Annotated in this window: 20 protein-coding genes; 10 read left to right on the forward strand and 10 right to left on the reverse strand. The window is 67.0% G+C overall.

The features are described 5' to 3' along the window. Nucleotides 1–79 precede the first annotated feature (79 nt). From ACIPK7_RS17795 to ACIPK7_RS17805, 3 genes are all read left to right on the forward strand, one after another. Entirely contained in the window at nucleotides 80–1,207 is a 1,128-nt protein-coding gene (locus tag ACIPK7_RS17795) for an MFS transporter (RefSeq protein WP_401089238.1), read from the forward strand. A 54-nt stretch (nucleotides 1,208–1,261) separates the two neighbouring features. Then, a complete protein-coding gene (locus tag ACIPK7_RS17800) occupies nucleotides 1,262–1,624 on the forward strand; it encodes a c-type cytochrome (RefSeq protein WP_401089386.1) in 363 nt (120 codons plus the stop codon). 120 nt (nucleotides 1,625–1,744) lie between these two features. Beyond that, complete coding sequence (locus tag ACIPK7_RS17805) at nucleotides 1,745–2,632, forward strand: sterol desaturase family protein (RefSeq protein ID WP_401089240.1); 888 nt, start codon at nucleotides 1,745–1,747, stop codon at nucleotides 2,630–2,632. On the opposite strand, the gene ACIPK7_RS17810 is transcribed toward ACIPK7_RS17805, so the two are convergent. Together ACIPK7_RS17810 and ACIPK7_RS17815 are read right to left on the reverse strand one after the other, a co-directional pair. Next, nucleotides 2,621–3,304 carry a helix-turn-helix transcriptional regulator gene (locus tag ACIPK7_RS17810; RefSeq protein WP_401089242.1) on the reverse strand — a complete coding sequence of 228 codons (684 nt, stop codon included), beginning with the start codon at nucleotides 3,302–3,304 and terminating at the stop codon, nucleotides 2,621–2,623. The two genes, ACIPK7_RS17805 and ACIPK7_RS17810, sit on opposite strands and share 12 nt — an antisense overlap. After that, a complete protein-coding gene (locus ACIPK7_RS17815) occupies nucleotides 3,291–3,851 on the reverse strand; it encodes a GNAT family N-acetyltransferase (protein WP_401089244.1) in 561 nt (186 codons plus the stop codon). Before ACIPK7_RS17815 ends, ACIPK7_RS17810 begins: the two co-directional genes overlap by 14 nt. A gap of 241 nt (nucleotides 3,852–4,092) precedes the next feature. Here ACIPK7_RS17815 and ACIPK7_RS17820 point away from each other — a divergent pair, with 241 nt between their 5' ends. Then, nucleotides 4,093–5,082, forward strand: a complete 990-nt coding sequence (locus tag ACIPK7_RS17820; RefSeq protein ID WP_401089246.1) for a zinc-dependent alcohol dehydrogenase family protein — start codon at nucleotides 4,093–4,095, stop codon at nucleotides 5,080–5,082. Nucleotides 5,083–5,148: 66 nt separating this feature from the next. Here ACIPK7_RS17820 and ACIPK7_RS17825 read toward each other — a convergent pair whose 3' ends face one another. The 4 genes from ACIPK7_RS17825 to ACIPK7_RS17840 form a co-directional block, all read right to left on the reverse strand. After that, the gene (locus tag ACIPK7_RS17825; protein WP_401089247.1) at nucleotides 5,149–6,078 is read right to left on the reverse strand and encodes a LysR family transcriptional regulator; all 930 of its coding nucleotides are present in this window, start codon (nucleotides 6,076–6,078) and stop codon (nucleotides 5,149–5,151) included. 49 nt (nucleotides 6,079–6,127) lie between these two features. After that, complete coding sequence (locus ACIPK7_RS17830) at nucleotides 6,128–7,102, reverse strand: quinone oxidoreductase (RefSeq protein WP_192432986.1); 975 nt, start codon at nucleotides 7,100–7,102, stop codon at nucleotides 6,128–6,130. 139 nt (nucleotides 7,103–7,241) lie between these two features. Next, entirely contained in the window at nucleotides 7,242–7,652 is a 411-nt protein-coding gene (locus ACIPK7_RS17835; protein WP_192432987.1) for a hypothetical protein, read from the reverse strand. A 93-nt stretch (nucleotides 7,653–7,745) separates the two neighbouring features. After that, nucleotides 7,746–8,405, reverse strand: a complete 660-nt coding sequence (locus ACIPK7_RS17840; RefSeq protein WP_401089249.1) for a hypothetical protein — start codon at nucleotides 8,403–8,405, stop codon at nucleotides 7,746–7,748. A gap of 303 nt (nucleotides 8,406–8,708) precedes the next feature. Here ACIPK7_RS17840 and ACIPK7_RS17845 point away from each other — a divergent pair, with 303 nt between their 5' ends. Next, a complete protein-coding gene (locus ACIPK7_RS17845; protein ID WP_401089251.1) occupies nucleotides 8,709–10,637 on the forward strand; it encodes an LTA synthase family protein in 1,929 nt (642 codons plus the stop codon). 88 nt (nucleotides 10,638–10,725) lie between these two features. Continuing rightward, a complete protein-coding gene (locus ACIPK7_RS17850) occupies nucleotides 10,726–11,652 on the forward strand; it encodes a LysR family transcriptional regulator (RefSeq protein ID WP_401089253.1) in 927 nt (308 codons plus the stop codon). Here ACIPK7_RS17850 and ACIPK7_RS17855 read toward each other — a convergent pair. Beyond that, nucleotides 11,643–12,086: a heme-binding protein gene (locus ACIPK7_RS17855; RefSeq protein WP_401089255.1), complete on the reverse strand. Its 444-nt coding sequence runs from the start codon at nucleotides 12,084–12,086 to the stop codon at nucleotides 11,643–11,645. The two genes, ACIPK7_RS17850 and ACIPK7_RS17855, sit on opposite strands and share 10 nt — an antisense overlap. Before the next feature lie 2 nt (nucleotides 12,087–12,088). Further along, nucleotides 12,089–13,432 carry an amidohydrolase family protein gene (locus ACIPK7_RS17860; RefSeq protein WP_401089257.1) on the reverse strand — a complete coding sequence of 448 codons (1,344 nt, stop codon included), beginning with the start codon at nucleotides 13,430–13,432 and terminating at the stop codon, nucleotides 12,089–12,091. A gap of 262 nt (nucleotides 13,433–13,694) precedes the next feature. On the opposite strand from ACIPK7_RS17860, the gene ACIPK7_RS17865 reads away from it, so the two are divergent. Beyond that, complete coding sequence (locus ACIPK7_RS17865) at nucleotides 13,695–14,075, forward strand: nuclear transport factor 2 family protein (RefSeq protein ID WP_192432993.1); 381 nt, start codon at nucleotides 13,695–13,697, stop codon at nucleotides 14,073–14,075. 187 nt (nucleotides 14,076–14,262) lie between these two features. Here ACIPK7_RS17865 and ACIPK7_RS17870 read toward each other — a convergent pair whose 3' ends face one another. Both ACIPK7_RS17870 and ACIPK7_RS17875 read right to left on the reverse strand, forming a co-directional pair. Further along, nucleotides 14,263–15,420 (reverse strand): alpha/beta hydrolase family protein, encoded by a 1,158-nt coding sequence (locus tag ACIPK7_RS17870; protein ID WP_401089259.1) that lies wholly within the window; start codon nucleotides 15,418–15,420, stop codon nucleotides 14,263–14,265. Between the two features lie 181 nt (nucleotides 15,421–15,601). Continuing rightward, nucleotides 15,602–16,540, reverse strand: a complete 939-nt coding sequence (locus ACIPK7_RS17875) for a LysR family transcriptional regulator (RefSeq protein ID WP_401089262.1) — start codon at nucleotides 16,538–16,540, stop codon at nucleotides 15,602–15,604. 281 nt (nucleotides 16,541–16,821) lie between these two features. Between ACIPK7_RS17875 and ACIPK7_RS17880 the strand changes: the two genes are divergently transcribed. The 3 genes from ACIPK7_RS17880 (at nucleotide 16,822) to ACIPK7_RS17890 (ending at nucleotide 19,379) form a co-directional block, all read left to right on the forward strand. Next, nucleotides 16,822–17,763, forward strand: coding sequence for a VOC family protein (locus ACIPK7_RS17880; RefSeq protein ID WP_401089264.1), 942 nt, complete (start codon nucleotides 16,822–16,824; stop codon nucleotides 17,761–17,763). A 3-nt stretch (nucleotides 17,764–17,766) separates the two neighbouring features. After that, complete coding sequence (locus ACIPK7_RS17885) at nucleotides 17,767–18,114, forward strand: Rieske (2Fe-2S) protein (protein WP_192432997.1); 348 nt, start codon at nucleotides 17,767–17,769, stop codon at nucleotides 18,112–18,114. 140 nt (nucleotides 18,115–18,254) lie between these two features. Beyond that, nucleotides 18,255–19,379 carry an FAD-dependent oxidoreductase gene (locus ACIPK7_RS17890; RefSeq protein WP_192432998.1) on the forward strand — a complete coding sequence of 375 codons (1,125 nt, stop codon included), beginning with the start codon at nucleotides 18,255–18,257 and terminating at the stop codon, nucleotides 19,377–19,379. The last annotated feature ends 37 nt before the right edge of the window (nucleotides 19,380–19,416 follow it).

The following is a 19,416-nucleotide window of genomic DNA, read 5'->3' on the forward strand; positions in this document are numbered from 1 at the left end:
GCCAGCGCCGGCGTAAGGCTTGTCGTGCGGGGCGGGGCGCGGGTTATCCTGCGGCCTTCGTCGTAGTCACGAGGCTGTCATGTCGTCCGCTTTCGCGCCTGCCCTGCAGCGAGCCGACCGAGATTCGCGCAACTCAGCCCAGGTGCTCAGCCTGTGCCTGCCCAGCGACGTACTGCTGTACCTGCTGCTGCCGATGTACGCCGCCGATTTCGGTGTGACTCTGGTAGAAGCGGGTATCCTGCTGGCGGCCAACCGGCTGGTGCGAATCGTCGGCTACAGCTGGGTGGTGCGCTTCTACGGCCGCCACGGCGACCGCGCCGCGTGCAGCCTCGCGGCCTTTGCGGCGGCGGCCTGTGCGCTGGGCAACGCAACCCTTTCCGGCTTCGCCGCGCTGCTGGTGCTGAGGCTGGTCTGGGGCCTGTGCTTCGCCACGTTCAACCTCAGCACCCAGACCCTCGCCACCGCCGAGGCGCAGGGTGCCGCGCGCCGCGCCGGGCGCTCGCGGGCGACCCTGTCCATCGGGCCGATGCTGTTTCTCCCGCTGGGCGCGCTGATGGCCCAGGCGCTGGGCCCGCGCAGCGTTTTCTTCGTCCTCTGCGTCAGCGCCCTGTGCGGCCTCTGGCGTGCCCGCGCGCTGCCTGACAAGCCGCACGACATTCCCACGAACAGCGGCCGCCGGCTGCGCCTGCCCGACAGCATCTCCACCTGGTCGTTCATCGAAGGCGTGACCCTGGACGGTCTGTTCATCTTCGGCCTGTCGCTCTATGCGCAGACCCACTTGGGCGGCACCGGCGTGCTGGTGGCGGGCGTGCTGATGGCGGTGCGGTATCTCAGCGAGATGCTCTTCAGCCCCTTCGGTGGGCGCCTGGCCGACCGCTTCGGCGCGCTGCGCATGCTGGTCGTGCTGTCGCTGGCCACCTCGCTGGCGCTGCTGATGTTCGGCAGCTACTGGCTGTTCGTCGGTGCCTTCTTCGTGCTGGTGCTGCGCGCGTTGCAGCTGCCGCTGGTGGTCACGCTGGTGGCGCAGCGCAACCCGCAGGCGCGCATCCAGGCGCTGGCGGGCAATGCGGTTTGGCGCGACATCGGCGCGGGGCTCGGGCCGATCCTGGCCGGTGCGCTGCTGCCGCAGGTGCCGGCGCTCTGGGCCTATGCGGGCGCGGCTGCGATACTGGCGCTCAGCGCGCTGGGCTGCGCCTGGCGACGCTGAGTGATTCAGGACTAATTCGTATGGCAAGGAAGCAGGCAAGTGAAAGCATTGTTCATGGGTTTGACCGGATTTCTGTCGCTCGCGCAGATAGCGCCAGCCCTCGCGGATAATCTCAACGGCAAGAACCTCTTTACCCAGCGCTGCGCCGTTTGCCACGGCGCGGACATCAGGGCGACCGGGCCGCTGGCCCGCAAGAGCAACCCGCCCACGCCCGACCTCACGACGCCCGCGTTCAAGAAGCGGCTGAATGATTATCCGGGCGTCATCGTCTCTTCGGTGGTGCTGCGCCCCAACGGCAGTCTGATCCCCCGGACCCTGCGCGAGAACGGCGTGAAAATACCGCCGCACGCCTGGAGCATCGATGACCTGCGCGATCTGAACCAGTACATGGTCGGGGTGATTTCAAAGAGTCGCTGATGCTGCCCGAGTGGGTACGGAAATCTGCGTTCGATGTCGCGGCCGAATGCGCGGATTGTTCAAGCCTGACTGACGGCGCTGCGGGAACACTGGCGGCTCTTCCTGCACTGGAGCTGCCCCATGCGACACCTCTACGCCCCCGCGTTCTTCTTCGGCTTCATCGGCCTCGCCCTGTATCTGGTCGGTGAAGGCGTATCGCTGTTGTGCCTGCCGGCGTTGCTGCCACTGGCGATCCTGCTGGCCTTTCTTGCCGAGCGATTCTGGCCCTATCGAGAGGGCTGGAACGAGAGCCACGGCGATGGCGCCCGCGACCTGATCCATGCGCTGGTCAACGAGACGCTGAACGCGCTGGGCATTGCCGCGATTCCTCTGCTGGCCCTGTGGCTACCGCATTTCGGGTTGTGGCCAAGCGATTGGCCGCTGGCGCTGCAACTGCTGGCGGCGCTGCTGATCGCCGACCTCGGAATTACCCTGGTGCACTACGCCAGCCACCGTTCGCCGCTGTTGTGGCGCCTGCATGCGGTGCACCACAGCGTCACGCGCATGTATGGCTTCAACGGACTGATGAAGCATCCGCTGCACCAGATGCTGGAAGCGCTCGGCGGTACGCTGCCGCTGCTGTTGCTGGGCATGCCCGTGGAAATCGCAGCACTGCTGGCGTTCGCCATCGCCATCCAGTTGCTGCTGCAGCACAGCAACGTCGACATGCGCATCGGCGCGCTGCGCTACCTGTTCGCCTGGGCGCCACTGCATCGTCTGCACCACCTGAAATACGGCACGGTGGGGGATGTGAACTTCGCCCTGTTCTTCAGCTTCTGGGATCGCCTGTTGGGCACCGCGCTGCACCTGCCGAACTACGCGCTGGCGGAAGATGACCTGGGGATTGGTGACCGGCCGGATTATCCGCTGGCGTATGTCGATCAGCTTGCCGAGCCGTTCCATCGCTTTGAGTCCGCGTACCCGCCGGCACCGTTACCGGTAGCGCTGCGCCGCCTGCTAGTCGAGTAAGCGCAGCCTCAACTGGCGCAACGTCAGGTCGGCGCGGATGCCGAACTGCCTGCGCACACTCCGCGAGAAATGCGCGGAATCGGCAAAGCCCGCGGCGATGGCGGCGCTGGTCAGGCTATCGCCAGCCATCGCCAGCCGCAGTGCCTGGCGCAGCCGTTGCCAGAGCACCAGACGGCGTACCGACAAGCCCAGCGTGCCACTGAACAGCCGTTCCAGCTGGCTCAGCGAGAGCGAGGCTTCCGCGGCCAGCGCCTGGGCGGGCAGGGCGCCGTCGTCCAGTGCGCGGATGCGTTGCAGGGTTTTCTCCAGGCGCGGGTCGAGCTGTCGGCGTGGCAGTTCGCGCAGACCTGAGGCGAGCCTTTCCAAGTCCGGTCCGACCTGCCGGCAAAGCCGCTCGAGATCGGCCAGCTCGAACGCCAGCGGCTCGGCGAACAGGGTGACGGCGCGCTGGTTGCTATCGAGGATCGCGTGGCGCTGGTTGGAAGCGATCACCAGCAGCGCAGCTTGCTGCAGCTGCCCATCGATCAGCGCGTTCACCTCGCCTTCGCGGGCCATCAGCAACTGGTGGGCGTAGTGGGCGTGGCTGCGTGCGTGGCCAGTAGTGCCGGCGACGAGGCAGAAGTCCGCGCCGAGCCACAGCTCTCCCTGCCAGGCTTGCTCAGTCGTCTGCATGGCGTGCCAGCCACTCGTCCCGCGTCAGCTCCCAGGTTTCCCGTGGCAGCACGCCGCTGACGAAATGACCTTCGTCGCGGCCCACCAGGCGCATGCCTTCGCGTTCGGAGACACGCCGCGAACCTTCATTGGGGACGGCCTTGGGCACCTGCATCAGTGGGCGGCCCAGCGTTTGGAACCAGAAGCGGCTGACCGCCTCGCAGGCCTCGCTCATGTAGCCGCGCCCCTGCCAGGCGGGCCCCAGCCAGAAGCCGCGGTGATTGCCAGGTTGATCGAACAGCGAGATGTTACCGATGGCTTCGTCCGGCTCACCGGCGAGGCGGATCATCCAGTGCCATTCCTCGCCGCGGGCCATGGCCGGCAGTACCACATCGCGCACATAGGTCAGCGCGCCGTCGGCCGGGTAGGGCCAGGGCACGCGGCGGTCGAGGTAGCGCACCACTTCCCAGTGCGGGAAAAGGCGCTGGATATCTTCGGCGTCGGCCAGCTCGATTGGCGTGAGCAACAGGCGCGCAGTGCGCAGGGTGGGTGTGGGTTGGCAGTCCATGGCGGGATCCTCGATGCTGGCGGGACAGTCTGCCGTTCCTTGGCAGGGGTGGCCAGCGTGCTCGCGCGGTCGACCGAGATCAGGACGACCGAGTGCAGTCGGCGAAGTCGAAGAAGCTGCGCCGGCCCGGTCAATCCCTCTGATTCCCCACGTCGAGAACGGTCTGGCAGGGCTGGCGTGACTATCTACACTCCCATTCCGTCCGGCGTTCTGTGCGCCGGTCCCGCTTGAAGAGGTTTCCATGGCCCGCATTGTCAGAATCCACGAATACGGTGACGCCGGCGTTTTGAAGCTGGAGGTGGTGGACGTACCCGCTCCGGCGGCGGACGAGGTGCAGATCGCGGTCAGGGCCTTCGGTCTGAACCGCGCCGAAGTGATGTTCCGCAACCATGCCTACCTGCAGGAAGCCGAGTTCCCCAGCCGCCTGGGGTACGAAGCCGCCGGCTTGGTCAGCGCGGTGGGCAGTTCAGTGAAGGACGTTGCGGTGGGCGATGCGGTGAGCCTGATCCCGCCGCTGGATATCGCCCGCTGGGGCACCTACGGCGAAGTGGCGAACGTGCCGGCGCATCTGGTGGTGAAGCACCCGCAGAACCTCAGCTTCGAGCAGGCCGCCGCGTCCTGGATGCAGTACGTCACCGCATGGGGCGCGCTGGTGGAGCAGGCGAAGTTGTCGCGGGGCGACTTCGTGCTGGTCACCGCAGCATCCAGCAGCGTCGGTCTAGCGGTGTTCCAGATCGCCCGCATGGTGGGCGCCACCTCGATTGCCGTGACTCGCACCCAGGCGAAGAAACAGGCGCTGCTGGAGGCCGGTGCCGATCACGTAATCGTCAGTGACGACGAGGACATCGTCGAGAAGGTGATGGCGCTGACCGGTGGGCAGGGCGCCCGCGTGGTGTTCGACCCCATCGGTGGGCCCGGTTTCGAGGTGCTGACGCAGGCCATGGCGCGGGGTGGCATTCTCCTGGAATACGGCGCACTGAGCCCGGAGCCGACGCCATTCCCGCTGTTCACCGTGCTGGGCAGGAGCCTGACGCTGAAAGGCTATCTCTATGCCGAGATCGTCGCCGACCCGGCGGCCCTGCAGCGGGCCAAGGCGTTCATCGTCAGTGGCCTGGAGTCCGGCGCGCTGAGCCCGGTAATCGCACGGACCTTCCCGCTGGAGCAGATCCAGGACGCGCACCGCTTCCTCGAAGCCAACCAGCAGGTGGGCAAGATCGTCGTCACAGTCTGAGGACGGGTGACAGGAAACGGGCGCCCGGCATTGCGATGCCCGGTGCCCTTTTTTGTGCGCGGTCGATTAGAGCGGTGGCCGCTCCCAAGGTGCGCCGTCGGCGAACTGCTCCTCGATCCAGGTCTTGAACACTTCGCTGGTGGCCGAGCTGTAGCGCGCCGAGGGACGCACGAAGTAGATGCCGGCGGAGGCGTCCAGTTGCCAGCCCGCCAGCACCCGCACCAGGCGGCCGGCATCGAGGTCGTGCTTCATCAGCCATTCGCCGCCGGCGAGGATGCCCACTCCAAGGCGCGCCGCCGAGAGCAGGGCCTCGTTGTCGTTGCTGTGCAGGTTGCCGCTGACACGAACGGTCTGCTGCCGGTTGCCGTTGGCCAGCTTCCAGTCCGGCCAGGAGTGTAGGCCGGTGAAGCCCAGGCAGTTGTGGCCGGCAAGTTCTGCCGGAGTTCGTGGAGTGCCGTGGCGCTCCAGGTAGTCGGGCGCTGCACACAGGATGCGCCGCAGGTCGCAGAGCCGGCGGGCCAGCAGGCGGCTGTCGGCGAGCTCGCCGATGCGGATGGCGGCGTCGAAGCCCTCGGCGACGATGTCGACGAAGCGCTCCGAGTACTCCACCTCCAGCGTCACCTGCGGGTACGCCAGGACGAAGCGCGAGAGGATCGGGCTCAGCCACAGCCGACCCATGGCGGCCGGCACGGCGAGCCTCAGGCGGCCCTGGACCTGAGCTGCGCTGCGGGTGGCTTGGTCCTGGGCTTCGGCGATCAGGCTGGCGGCCTGGCGCAGGCGCTCCACCAGGCGCTGGCCTTCGTCGGTGAAACGCAGTTGTCGGGTGGTGCGTTCCACCAGCCGCACGCCCAGGCGTTGCTCCAGCGCGCCGAGGCGTTTCGACAGCACCGAGGGGTGGCGTTGCAGGGCGCGGCCGGCGGCGGCGAAGGAACCATGCTCGGCCAGCGCCAGGAGGGTGGCGAGTTCGTCGGCCTGGCGACTATCGAATAGATCCATAGGGCTCCCAATTCGGCGAATCCACCCGCACGGCGGCTTGTGGCGTAGATCATGGCGTGAGCACGATGGCCCCTTCGGAGCGGCCTTCCTGCAGGTCGGTGTGGGCCTGGGCGACTTCCGCCAGCGGGTAACGGCGCCACACGCGAGGCTGGATGATACCGCCTGCGACGGCTTGCAGGACGTCCTGCGCGCGCTGCTGGTATTCCTCGACCGTGGCGGTGTGTGCGGCCAGGGAAGGGCGGGTGAGGAACAGCGAGCCCTTGGCGTTCAGCGTGGCGACCTCCATGGCCGGCGGCGCGCCGGAGGCCATGCCGAAGCTCACCAGCAGGCCGCGCGGGCGCAGGCAGTCCAGCGAGGCTTCGAAAGTGGCGCGGCCAATGGGGTCGTAGACCACGTCGACCTTGTGCCCGTCGGTGATCTCGCGGACCTGATCGGCCAGCGTCGCAGCATCGAACACCAGCACTTCATTGCAGCCTGCGGCACGGGCGCGTTCGACGCTCTGCGGCTTCGACACCACGCCGATGACGAAGGCGCCCAGGTGCCTGGCCCAGGGCACCATCAACTGGCCCAGCGCGCCGGCGGCGCCATAGATCAGCACGCGGGAACCGGGACCGACTGGCCAGGTGGTCTTGAGCAGGTATTGCGCGGTGATGCCCTTGAACAGCACGGCGGCGGCGTCTTCGAAGCTGATGGAGTCCGGCAGCTTCACCAGTCGCTCAGCCGGGTACAGGCGGGCGCTGGCATAGGCACCTAGCGGCCCGGTGGCGTAGGCGACGCGGTCGCCGATCTGCACGTTGGTCACACCTTCGCCCACGGCGGCCACGGTGCCGGCGCCTTCCAGGCCGAGCGAAGAGGGCAGCGGCACCTTCACCGCGCCGGAGCGTTGGCTCAGGTCCAGTGGATTGACGCCAATGGCGGCCTGTTCCAGCCACACTTCGCCGGGGCCGGGTTGTTGCACCGGGGGCTGTTCGAGACGGAGGACTTCCGGGCCGCCGAAGACTGGCAGTGATACGCGAGTGGGCATGGTTTTCCCCTGACTGGAAATGGTGTTCGCCAGTCTAGAGATGTGACCGCAATGCACCAGATGGGGCTGCTGCAGGACATAGCTGCATGCTGTGCAGCAATCCGCAGGGCTTTCCCGCGCCGCGATCAAGGCAGCAGGATCAGCGCAGAATCACCCGCAGCAGCGAAACCAGCGCCGCGCCGAATACCGGTGCAATCCAGATGCCGAAGGTCTGCAGGATGAATGGCCGGGCATACGCCATCAGGCCGATGTCCGGAGACGGGACACCGAGGCTGTGCCGGCAATAACCCACGACAGCGACGATGAAGCAGGTGCCTGCGAGCACTCCAAGCGCTCGCCATACCAGCCCCCGCTCGCTGGCGTAGGACAGCAGGGCGCCACAGAACGCGCCGCTTAGAGCCACCAGAATCTCGAAGGTGAATTCGGGTTCGGCAAACCAACGGTTACCGTTAAGCCCGATGATATTGCCGAGCTGCCAGCCGGCGAGACTGCCCACAAGCAGCGCCATGGCAAGCCACCAGAAATAGCGCATTACCGTGTTGTTCTGCATCGGGGAGGCCCCCTGAGAATTTTCAGTGATGGCAAAAGAGCAGTATAGCGAGCGCCCCGGCGTTCACCGATCCAGCGACGGATGGTGAAACGGTTACTTGCGCAGGATGTAGACCCGCACGCCATCCACGCCAGGGATGACGTTGTAGTGGCGTATCTGCGAGAAACCCAGGCGCTGGAACTCGCGCTCCAGGGAGCGGGCGCTGGCAAAGTCAGGGCCGCCGGGATGGGGATCGGGGCCGCAGGGGCAGGCCTGGTTCGCGGTGACGGCGGCGTTGGTGTGATCAACGCGGGCGAACAGGATCGCGCTGTCGCGGGTGACGGGAATCCACTGGTTCAGCAGCCGGATGTTCTGCCGGTTGCATGCACTTTGCGGGATTTCCGGGAGCAGCAGGCAGTCGACCGAGCCCTTGCGCAGTTCGACGTTTTCCTGCGGGGTGGGCAGGTCCCTGATCCGCCGCTTCATCGCCTCGGGCAGCCGCTGGTGGGCTTCGCTCAGCGATTCGCTGGACGGACAGCTCGCCACGATGATGCGATTGCTGTGCTCCAGCAGCACGGGCCAGGCGGCGCCGGGCGACTGCGATACCTCCAGTATCAGGATCGGCTCTTCCGCCACGCGCAGGGCCAGACGCAGCAAGCGCTTGTGTCGCCACTGGCGAATCCGCTGGCAAAGACCGCTGCCGAGCGAGCTGCCGGACTGGGTATCGCGACTGTGTTGGGGGGCGGAAGCGAACAGGCGTTGGTGGTCGTTCATGGGCGCGGACTCGTCAGTTACCGTCATTGTCGAGTTGCGCGATCAAGGACTCGTCAAGGGCTTGTGAAAAAGACGTTGTGACGGCGGCAGTTGCGCTAATCGATCGTTTGTTGGCAATTCTGGCTGTGATTGCTATCGGCTATCGGCTATCGGCTATCGGCTATCGGGCGGAATGCGGAATTTTCCTGCTCCTTTGACGAAATCTTTTCCTTTCACTTTGTAGAGTTCTATCGGCTGCCTGCCCCGGCACGTTCCCGCGCCGCCTTGCATCGCCCAAAAACGGACTACTACAAGGGACACCCCATGCAATTTTTCCGCTCGGCCCCTACGCGCTTCCTGGCGCTGGTTGCCTTGCTCTGGCTGATCGTCTTCTTCCTGACCCGCCTGGTCCTTCTGGTGAGCCACCTGTCCGAGGTGGGTGCCGGTCATGTCGGGGTCTTCGTCATCGGCCTGCTTTATGACCTGAGCTTCCTGGTCTATGCCCTGTTGCCGATGGGCGTGGTCCTGCTGCTGATGCCCGCGCGGGTCTGGCGCAGCGCTACCTGGCGCTGGTTGCTAACGGCCACGCTGTTCGTCAGTGTCTACGTGATGCTTTTCACCGCAGTGGCCGAATGGCTGTTCTGGGACGAGTTCGGGGTGCGCTTCAACTTCATCGCAGTCGACTACCTGGTCTACTCCGACGAGGTGCTGAACAACATCCTCGAGTCCTATCCGATCGGCCTGCTGTTGAGCATCCTGGCGGCCATTTCGCTGGTCGTGACACTCGCGCTGTTCAAGGTCGTCGGCCGCCTGCGCAACGCCAAGGTGGCGTCCCTGCCGCGCCGCCTGCTGGCCTGCGTTGGCCTGGTGGTGCTGGCGCTGGTGGCAGGCCTGCTGGTGGACCAGGATTCCCCGCGCGGCCAGGGTGGCAACACCTACGCCCGCGAACTCGCGAGCAACGGTCCGTACCAGTTCTTCGCCGCCTTCCGTAACAACGAGCTGGACTACCCGCAGTTCTACGCCACCCTGCCGGCGGAACAGGTGAGCCAGCAGATTCGTGCCGAGCTGGCCGAACCCAACGCGCGCTTCACCGGCACCGAGCCGATGGACATCCGCCGCGTCATCGCCAGCGAAGGCGCGCCCAAGCGCTACAACATCGTCCTGGTGACCATCGAAAGCCTGAGCGCCAAGTACCTGGGCAGCAATGGCGACGGCCGCAACCTCACGCCCAACCTCGACGAGCTGCGTCGCAACAGCCTCTACTTCAACAATTTCTACGCCACCGGCACCCGCACCGACCGCGGCCTGGAAGCTATCACCCTGTCGATCCCGCCGACGCCGGGCCGATCCATCGTCAAGCGTGTCGGCCGCGAGAGCGGCTTCGCCAGCCTCGGCCAGCAACTGAAGAACGTCGGTTACGACGCGGTGTTCCTGTACGGCGGCCGCGGCTACTTCGACAACATGAACGCCTTCTTCGGCGGCAACGGCTACCGCATCGTCGACCAGTCCAGCGTCCAGGAGTCGGATATCCACTTCAAGAACGCCTGGGGCATGAGCGACGAAGACCTCTACGCCCAGGCCATCAAGCTGGCGGACGAAGATCACGCGCGCCAGCAGCCGTTCCTGCTGCAGCTGATGACCACCTCCAACCACCGCCCCTACACCTATCCGGACGGCCGCATCGACATTCCATCCGGCGAGGGCCGCGACGGTGCGGTGAAGTACACCGACTATGCCATCGGCCAGTTCCTCAAGGCGGCGAAGGCCAAGCCCTGGTTCGACAATACCCTGTTCGTGTTCGTCGCCGACCACACCGCAGGCAGCGCCGGCAAGGAAGACCTGCCGGTGGCGAACTACCAGATTCCGCTGTTCATCTACGCGCCCAAGCTGCTACCGGTTGGCGAGCGCAGCGAACTGGCGAGCCAGCTGGACCTGGCGCCGAGCCTGCTGTCGATCCTCAACCTGAGCTACACCTCGACCTTCTACGGGCGCGACCTGATGGTGCCGAACGCCCTGCCGCCGCGCGTGGTGATTGGCAACTACCAGCACCTGGGCCTGTTCGACGGCCAGGACCTGGCGATCCTCAGCCCGTGCGGCGAACTGCGCCGGCACAACCAGGCGCTGGGCGCGAGCACGGAAGTGCCGGCGAACACCGGCGACACGCTGGTGGATCGGGCGATCAGCTACTACCAGTCGGCGAGCTACGGCTTCACCCACCACCTGCTGGACTGGAAACCGGCGGCGGGGCAGTAAGCCCCGAGCTGGCAGGTATCGCGCGATGCGATACCTGCCAGCTCGAAATACGCCACTTGCCGGCGCAGCGCTTGGGTATAAGTCGCCCATGCGCTACCGACGTCTGGACCTCAACCTGCTGGTCGCCCTGGATGTGCTGCTCGAAGAGGGCAGCGTCAGCCGGGCGGCGCAGCGTCTCAACCTCGGCCAGTCGGCGACCAGCGCCGCGCTGGGCCGCCTGCGCGAGCATTTCCAGGACCCGTTGCTGGTGCCCCTGGGCCGAGGCCTGGAGTTGACCGCACTGGCGCGCCAGCTGGCGCCGAAGGTGCGCGAGGTGCTGAGCCTGGCCGGGGAGGTGGTGGAGACTGCCGCCGCCTTCGACCCCGCACGCTGTGATCGGCGGTTCACCCTGGTGGCTTCGGACTATGTGGCTGCGACCCTGTTGCCGGCTGTCAGCCGTGAATTGGCGCGCCGGGCCCCGGCTGCTTCGCTGGTGCTGCGTGACCTGCCGCTGCCGCGCGACGGCGATGTGGTGGCCGAGGCGCTGGAGTACCGGCGCAGCGACCTGGTGATAGTCCCGCAGCGGCGGATCAACCCGCGCTACCCCCACGAGGCGCTGCTCAGCGATGAGCTGTGCTGCATCGTCTGCTCTCATTCGGCGCACGATGAGCTGCTGAGCCTTGGCGGTTATTGCGCGGCCGAGCACGTGGTGCGCGAGTTCACCGATGGCCAGAACCTGTCGCTGGATACCCAGCACCTGCGCGAGATTGGTATCGAGCGGCGGGTCGCGGTGGCGGTGCAGAGCTTTGCCCTGATGGCCGAGTTCGTCGTCGGCACGCCACGAATCGCCACGCTGTTCCGCCGCCAGGCCGAGGCGCTGGCGCGGCGCTATCCGCTACGCGTCCTGCCGGCGCCCATCGAGTTCCCGGCGGCGGCGCAGGTGCTGCAATGGCACCCGCAGCAGGCTTTCGACCCCGCACTGGCCTGGCTCCGCCAGGTGCTGGCGGAACAGGCCGGGTTACTCGATCAGCACTGAGTATCGCCCGTCTCGCCGTGCAGGCCGAGTTCGTCGATGGCCAACAGGGCGCAGCGCTCGTCGTTGTCCGAGGTATCGCCGCTGACGCCGATGGCGCCCAACAGCCGGCCCTCGCCATCGCGCAGGAGAATACCGCCGGCCGCCGGAATCACCTCGCCAGCGGTGAGACAGTTGATTGCATCGAAGAACGCCGGCATGGCCTGGGCGCGGCGCGCCAGTTCGCGGCCGCCGAAGCCCATGCCCAGGCAGCCGCGCGCCTTGCCGGTGGCGATCTGCGGGCGGAGGAAGCTGGCCTGCTCGTCACGCAGCACGGCCAGCGGGTGACCGGCCGCATCCAGCACGGCGGCGGCCAGCGGACGCACGCCCTCGGCGCGGGCGTGACGCAGGGTGGCGGCAGCCAGGCGCGCGGCCAGTTCGAAGTCGAGATGGGTCATGTTCACTGGCTCCATTTACCCAGTTGGGCGACCCGGTCACGGGTATAGAGATCGGTCCATTTCAGCGAGTTGAAGTCCGATACCTGCTTGGGGTTGTAGGGGGCGCGTTGCAGGCGCACCGGCTCGCCGGCCTTGTAAACGGCCTGCAGGCGGTTACGGTCTTGAAGAATGCGGATGTCTTCCAGCGGCGAGCCGTCGAGGATCAGCAGGTCGGCCTGCTTGCCCGTCTCCAGGGTGCCGAGGGTTTCGCCGCGGGGCATCAGGCGCGAGCCGACATTGGTGGCGGCATAGAGCGCTTCGGCGGGGGTGAAGTCCAGCCGGCGCACCAGCAGTTCCAGCTCGCGGGCGTGCCATTCGCCGTAGGGTGTCACGGCGAAACCGCTGTCGCTCCCGCAGGCGAAGGGGACGCCGGCGGCCTTGGCGCGCTTGAGTACCGGCGTGCCCAGTTCCAGGGTGCGCGCACAGTAGCCGGCGTAGCCGGTGGCGATGGCCGGGTCGTGGGGCTGGCAGAAGTCCACGGTGTTCTGCGGGAAGGTCATGGTCGGCGCGAGCACGCTGCCGGCTTCGAGCAGCGCCTCGATACAGGCGTCGTCCATGTAGAAGGCGTGGAAGACCAGGTCGACGCCGGCCTTGGCCGCGTACATGACCGCTTCGCGACCGTAGGCGTGGGTCGCCACGCGGCAGCCCAGGCGATGGGCTTCCTCGACCATCTCGCGGGTTTCGTCGGCGGTGAAGGCGGCGATGATCTCGCCATTGGGCCGGCGGTGCGTGCCGTCCATGGCGATCTTGATCAGGTCGACGCCGTCCTTGGCCTGCTTGCGGATTTGGGCGATGGCCTCGGTGCGGCTGGTGACCAGTGCGGCGGTGAAGTATTCCGGTGCGCCGACGCGGCTGGGGAACCAGTCGTTGAGGCTCTGCCGGTTGGTGATCACGCGGCTGCTGGCGGCGATGCGCGGGCCCTCGAAGAGCCCGGCGTTGACCGTGTTGCGCACGGCGATGCTGAGCTGGCCGCTGTCGCCGGGACAGACCATGGAGGTGACGCCGGCGGCGAGCACGTGCTGGGCGAAGAACAACCCGCGCAGGGCGCGGAATTCGTCGCTGGTCCAGATATCGATGTCTTCCTCGCTCTGGGCGTTACCGAAGGCCAGGTGGGTGTGCACGTCGACCAGCCCCGGCATGACGAAGTCGCCGTGGACTTCGCGGTCCCTCGCTGCCGGGCGCGGCGCCTCGGCCGTCGGCCCGACGTGGCGGATCACGCCGTTCTCGATGATCAGTGTCTGTTGCTGGCGCGTTTCCAGGCCGGTGCCATCGAACAGGGTGGAGCAGTGCAGGTGCAGGGCGCCCATGGTCGGACTCTCCTCGTCTTGTTGTTTGCCGGCAGGCTAGGGCGGGCGTGCCGGCCGGCACCATCAGATATGGTCGATGGGCACCCATCGATGCCGTCGATACCTGGCGCAGGCCACGTGTTTCCTGCGCTTCATAGGAGGATGCGATGCTGCAGGACGGGTATCGGGAGTGGCGATGCCTGGCATGGCGATCGGCGATTTTTCCTGCGGCCGTGGCGAGGGCGAGGATGCGCCCGCCCATCAATCACCAAGGGAAAATCCCATGAAGGCTATTCGTGATCTGTTGCTGAACCTGGAAGCCGAACGCCAGCGCGCCCTGGTCGAGGAGGACCACACGCGGCTGGACGAACTGTTCGCCGATGAGTTGCTGTATGTGCACACCACCGGGCTGGTGCAGGACAAGGCGCAGTACCTGGACTATGCCCGCCACGCCGTGCGCTACCTGGCGGTGGAGCGTGGCGAGCTGGCGGTTCGTCTGTTCGGCGATGGACTGGCGCTGATGAGCGGCCCGCAGTGCAACCTGCTGCAGAAGCGCGGCGGCGGCGAGCCGGTGCGTGCCGAGGGTTTTGCCACGCAGCTCTGGGTGAAGAGCGAGGAGGGGTGGCGCATCGCGTCGTTCCATGGCACCCGCGCGCCGGCCTGACCTGAACCTACGAAGAACACCCGTCGCCGGCGTCGTAGCGAACCTGCAGGAGCGGGCCATGCCCGCGATCGCGCCCTTGGGGCGCTCCTGCCGGGGAGCGAGCAGCAAGAAAACGGCGCCAACGGGCGCCGTGGAGGGCGGGGCGACGCCCCGCAGGAGCAGCGCCGGGTGACCGGCGCAAGGGATTTCAGGCAGTGCGGCCACCCAGGGTTTCGGCGACCCAGTCGGCGATGTAGTGGCCGGCGTTGATGCTGTTGTCGAAGCTCGAATGCTGCACGCCGCCTTCGCGCTCGGTGAAGATCTTCAACTCGCGTTTCGGGCTGTTCACCAGTTGCTCGTAGGTGCGGTGCGCCCATTTGAGCGGAATCTGCGAGTCCTTCTCGCCGTGGGTGACCAGGAAGGGCACGCGGATGCGGTCCAGCACGCCATCCAGGTGCACGTTCTCGGCGATCGCCATGAACTCGTCCATGTCCTTCGCGCCCCAGACCCACTGCACGTGCGCCCAATAGTGCGGCACCGGGAAGTTGCCTTCCTTCTCCAGGCGGCGCTTCTGCACGTCGCGCCAGTCGTGGTTGGCGCCCCACACCACACCGCAGGCGAAGCGCGGCTCGAAGGCCACTGCGCGCGGGCAGTAGTAGCCGCCCAGGGAGACGCCCTCCAGGCCGATGCGCTTCGGGTCGACTTCGGGGCGGGTTTCCAGCCAGTCCACCACGCGGCTCGCCCAGTGCTCGCTGTCGTAGCGCGCGGTCAGGCCGTGCAGGCGCAGTGCCTCGCCAGTGCCGGGCTGGTCGATGATCAGCGAGGACACGCCGCGCCTGGCCAGCCAGGCCGGCAGGCCGACGCGGTACTTCATTTCCTTGGTCGAATCCAGGCCGTTGACCTGCACCAGCAGTGGCGCCGGGCCGTCGACGCCCTCGGCGCGCACCAGCAGGCCGGAGAGGTGCTTGCCCTCATAGGGGATTTCCACCCGCTCGCAGTTCTCCTTCGACAGGTCGATGCCGCGCGCGAAGGTTTCCAGGAAGCGCTGGTACAGCGCTTCGCGGCCAGGTGCACCGTGGGCCTGCAGGCGTTCGCAGGTGAGGTAGTAGGTGGCGGCGCGGTTGTATTTCTCGCCGGCGGAGAGGCGGCGGCCGGCAGCCTCGTCTTCCTCGGCCAGGGCACAGAGCTTGTCGGCCATCTTCGCCCAGGTCTCGCGGAAGGCCTGGGTGCCGGCGGCATCGGGCTGCTTGGCGGCCTCCTGCAGCGGGGCGCACATCTCCTCGATCTCGCCCAGGCGGGCGCCCATCTCGATGGCCAGGTCCACCGAGAGATTCCAGACGTAATTGGTGGGGAAGTAACGGAACATTCTTCTTGTCCTTCTGCGGTCGTAGAGTCCGGCGCCCGGAAACAGCGGCAGGCACGCAGGGCGCGGTTCGAAGGCAAGGTACGCAGGCGGGGTGGCGCGGGGCCAATCGCGAGTGGGGATGCGAGGTATCGTGAAACGCGATGCCCCGGCGCCGTTGCGGCGGTCGGGGCGATAACTGGCGTCAGGCGCTGGCGCGCAGGGCGTCTGGCTGCTGGTCGACGCTCTGAATGAACGCGCGGATGCGCTCGCGCAACCAGCGGTGCATGGGGTCGCCCTCCATGCTGCGGTGCCAGAGCATGAATTCGCGCATCACTGGGATCTTCACCGGCGGCGGCAGGATGCGCAGCGGCAGGTAGCGCGCGTACAGCTCGGCCAGACGCCGATGCATGGTCGCCACGCGCTGGGTGCCGACCAGCAGTTGCGGCAGGGTGTTGAAGTCGTTGGTGATCACTTCCAGGCGACGGTTGAAGCCGTACTGGTTCATGAACCAGTCCTCGATGCTCAGGTGCCGGTTGCGCCCGAAGCCCACCGAGATGTGGCCCATCTGCATGTACTGCTCCAGGGTCAGGGAGTCGCCGACCGCGGGGTTGTCGCGCCAGACCACGCAGACGTGGTCCTCCTCGAACAGCAGCTGCGCCGGGTGGCCGTCGATGATGTAGCGCTCGGGCACGATCATCATGTCCACCTCGCCGCGCATCAGCAGCTCGGCGCTGTTGTCGCCGGGGCTGACCATCTCGAAGGTGATGTGCGGCGCCTCCTGGTGGATTTTCTGGATCACCTGGGCGAACAGCACGCTGATCAGGTAATCCGAGGTCACCAGGCGGAAGTGGCGCTTGCTGGTGGAGGGGTCGAACACCGGTTTGGCGGTGATCGAGGAACGGATGGTCAGCAGCACCTCGCGCACCGGGGTGGCCAGCTCCAGGGCGTAGGGCGTGGGCTGCATCTTGCGCCCGACCTGCACCAGCAGTTCGTCCTCGAAGAAGGTGCGCAGGCGCCCCAGTACGCCGCTGGTGGCCGACTGGGTCATGTGCAGGCGTTCGGCGGCGCGGGTGATGTTCTGCTCTTCGAGCAGTACATCCAGCGCCACCAGCAGATTCAGGTCCAGGTGGTGAAAACGCATGGCGATGGCTCACGGTTCTTGTAGTTATTTTCGCGATACCTTCCCGCTGCATTCCCGCTACGTCAATACCACTTCGCCATCGCTGTGCGGCTAACGCCCCGCGTCATGGGCTGCCGGGCAGGTATCGCGATTGCCGATGCCTCGCATCCCCACTCGCGATTGGTCAGGGCGCCGGGCGAGCCATCAACCTGCGCTCCAGTCGAGCGGCCGACGAGCCGCGGCGACCCACCACCGGCGACCCGCTGCCCGGCGCCGAACATAATTTCAATGGAGTGGTAGCCATGAACATTCTTGGACTCGACGCGCTGGTATTCGGCGTCGACGATATCCAGGCCTGTGCCGATTGCCTGCGTGACTACGGCCTCACGGCCGCCCAACTGGATGCCGACGGAGGCCGCTTCGAGGCGCTGGACGGCACCGCGATCATCATTCGCCGTGGCGATGATCCGAGCCTGCCGCCGGCGCTCGGGCCGACCCCGTCATTGCGCGAGACCGTCTACGGAGTGGCGTCCACCGCGGACCTAGAAGCCATCGCCGACGAGCTGGGACGTGACCGCGAGGTGCGCCGCGACGAGAACGGCGCGCTGCACAGCGTCGACGACCTGGGCTTCGCCATTGCCTTCCAGGTGTCCTGGCGTCGCGTCTTCGAGGCGCCGGCCGACCTGACCAACGCCCCGGGCAGTGCGCCGCAGCGTCCACTCAACCAGCTGGGCATCACCCCGGACATGCCAGCATTGCCGCGCTCGTTGTCCCATGTCGTTTACTTCGTGCCCGACGCCGCCAAGGGCGAGGCGTTCTATCGCGACCGCCTGGGCTTCGTCACCACCGACAGCTTCGTCGGCGTCGGCCCGTTCATGCGCAGCGCCGGCATGGACGACCACCACTGCCTCTTCATGATCCAGACCCCGCCGCACATGCAGGGCTGCGAGCACTTCACCTTCCATATGGGCAGCGGCACCGAAGTGCTGCTGGCCGGTACGCGCTTCCAGCAGAAGGGCTGGACCAGCTTCTGGGGGCCAGGCCGCCACCTGCTGGGCTCCAACTGGTTCTGGTACTTCAACAGCCCACTGGGCTGCCACATCGAGTACGACGCCGACATGGACAAGCACGACGACGCCTGGGCCGCACGCCAGGCGCCGATGTCGGCGGACAACTCGCAGCTGTTCCTCTTCACCTCGCGGGAGAAATGGGCGCCCAGCGGCCCGCCGCCCAAGCAGGGCTGAGCCGTGGATTGCGTGGCGCTGTGCCGGCTCGATGAGCTGGGCGAGGGGCAGTCGCGCGGCTTCGACCCGCAGGGCAGGGGAGCGGACAGCCTGTTCGCTCTCCGTCACCAGGGTCAGGTGCGCGTGTACCGCAATCGCTGCCCGCATCTGTCGGTGCCTCTGGAGTACCGCAAGAACCGCTTCCTCAGCGCCGATGGCCAGTGGGTCATCTGCTACGCCCACGGCGCGCGCTTCCGCCCGGAGGACGGCACCTGCGTGCACGGCCCCTGTCGCGGGGAAGTTTTGCCGGCGCTGCAACACCGCGAGGCGGACGGTTGGCTGCTATTGCCGCTGGCGCAACTGGACGCCTGAGGTATCGCGCCGCGCGATAGGTCGCATCCGCGGACTCGATTAGTCAAAGCCCGGCCCCGCCGGGAAGCTGTGCCCCGGGCACGCAGAACGGCCGCCGCGCAGGACGTGGCGGACAACAAGAACAAGACGTGAGAGATGCCATGAATACTGTGAGCAACGTGCTGATCGTGGGTGGTGGGATTGGTGGGCTGTGCGCCGCCATCGCCCTGCGCCGCAAGGGAGTCGCGGTCGATCTGGTCGAGCTGAAGACCGAATGGACGGTCTACGGCGTCGGCATCATCCAGCAGAGCAACGTGGTGCGCGAGATGCACCGCCTCGGCCTGCTCGACGCCTACCTGGATGCGGCCTACGCCTTCGAGGACGTGGCCATCTACACCACGCAGGGCGAGCAACTGGCGCGCATTCCCGGCCAGCGCCTGGCCGGCCCGCAGTACCCGGCCAACGTCGGCATCTCCCGTCGCGCCCTGCACAAGGTGCTGAGCGAGACCGCCATCGAGCTGGGCACCCAGGTGCGCCTGGGCACCTCGGTGGAAAGCCTCGAGCAGGACGCCAGCGGCGTCGACGTGCTGTTCAGCGATGGCAGCCAGGGGCGCTACGCGCTGGTGGTGGGTGCCGACGGCCTGTTCTCCAGGGTGCGCGGCCTGCTCTTTGGCGATAAGTACCAGCCGCACTTCACCGGCCAGTCGGTGTGGCGCCACAACTTCCCGCGCGCCGCTGGCATCGATCACCTGGCCAACTACCAGGGCCCGGCGGGCAACGCCGGCCTGGTGCCGCTGGCCGATGACCTGATGTACCTCTTCACCACCTCCCACGAACCGGGCAATCCGTGGATGGACCCAGCCAGCCTCGCCGAGGGCCTGCGCCAGCGCCTGGCCGGTTTCGGCGGGCTGATCGGCGAGCTGCGCGGGCAGATCGGCGACAGCGCCGAGGTCGTCTACAAGCCGCTGGAAGCGGTGTTCGTCGACGAACCCTGGTACCGCGGCCGCGTGTTGCTGATCGGCGACGCCGCCCACGCCACCACACCGCACCTGGGCCAGGGCGCCGGCATGGCCATCGAGGACGCCGTGGTGCTGGCAGAGGAACTCACCGCTGGCGGCGATCTGGAAGACCAGCTTCAGCGCTTCATGGGCCGCCGCTTCGAGCGCTGCAGGTTCATCAGCGAGATGTCCCTGCTGGCCGGCGAGAAGGAGATCCAGCGCGATCCGTCCTTCGACCGCATCGGCCTTGTCAAGCAGATGCTGGAGGTCACCGCGCGCCCCATCTGATCCAGCGCCAGGCGCGCCCTGCCTTGATGGCGCGCCA

It is taken from the genome of Pseudomonas sp. NPDC086581, assembly GCF_044746165.1.
GTDB lineage: Bacteria > Pseudomonadota > Gammaproteobacteria > Pseudomonadales > Pseudomonadaceae > Pseudomonas.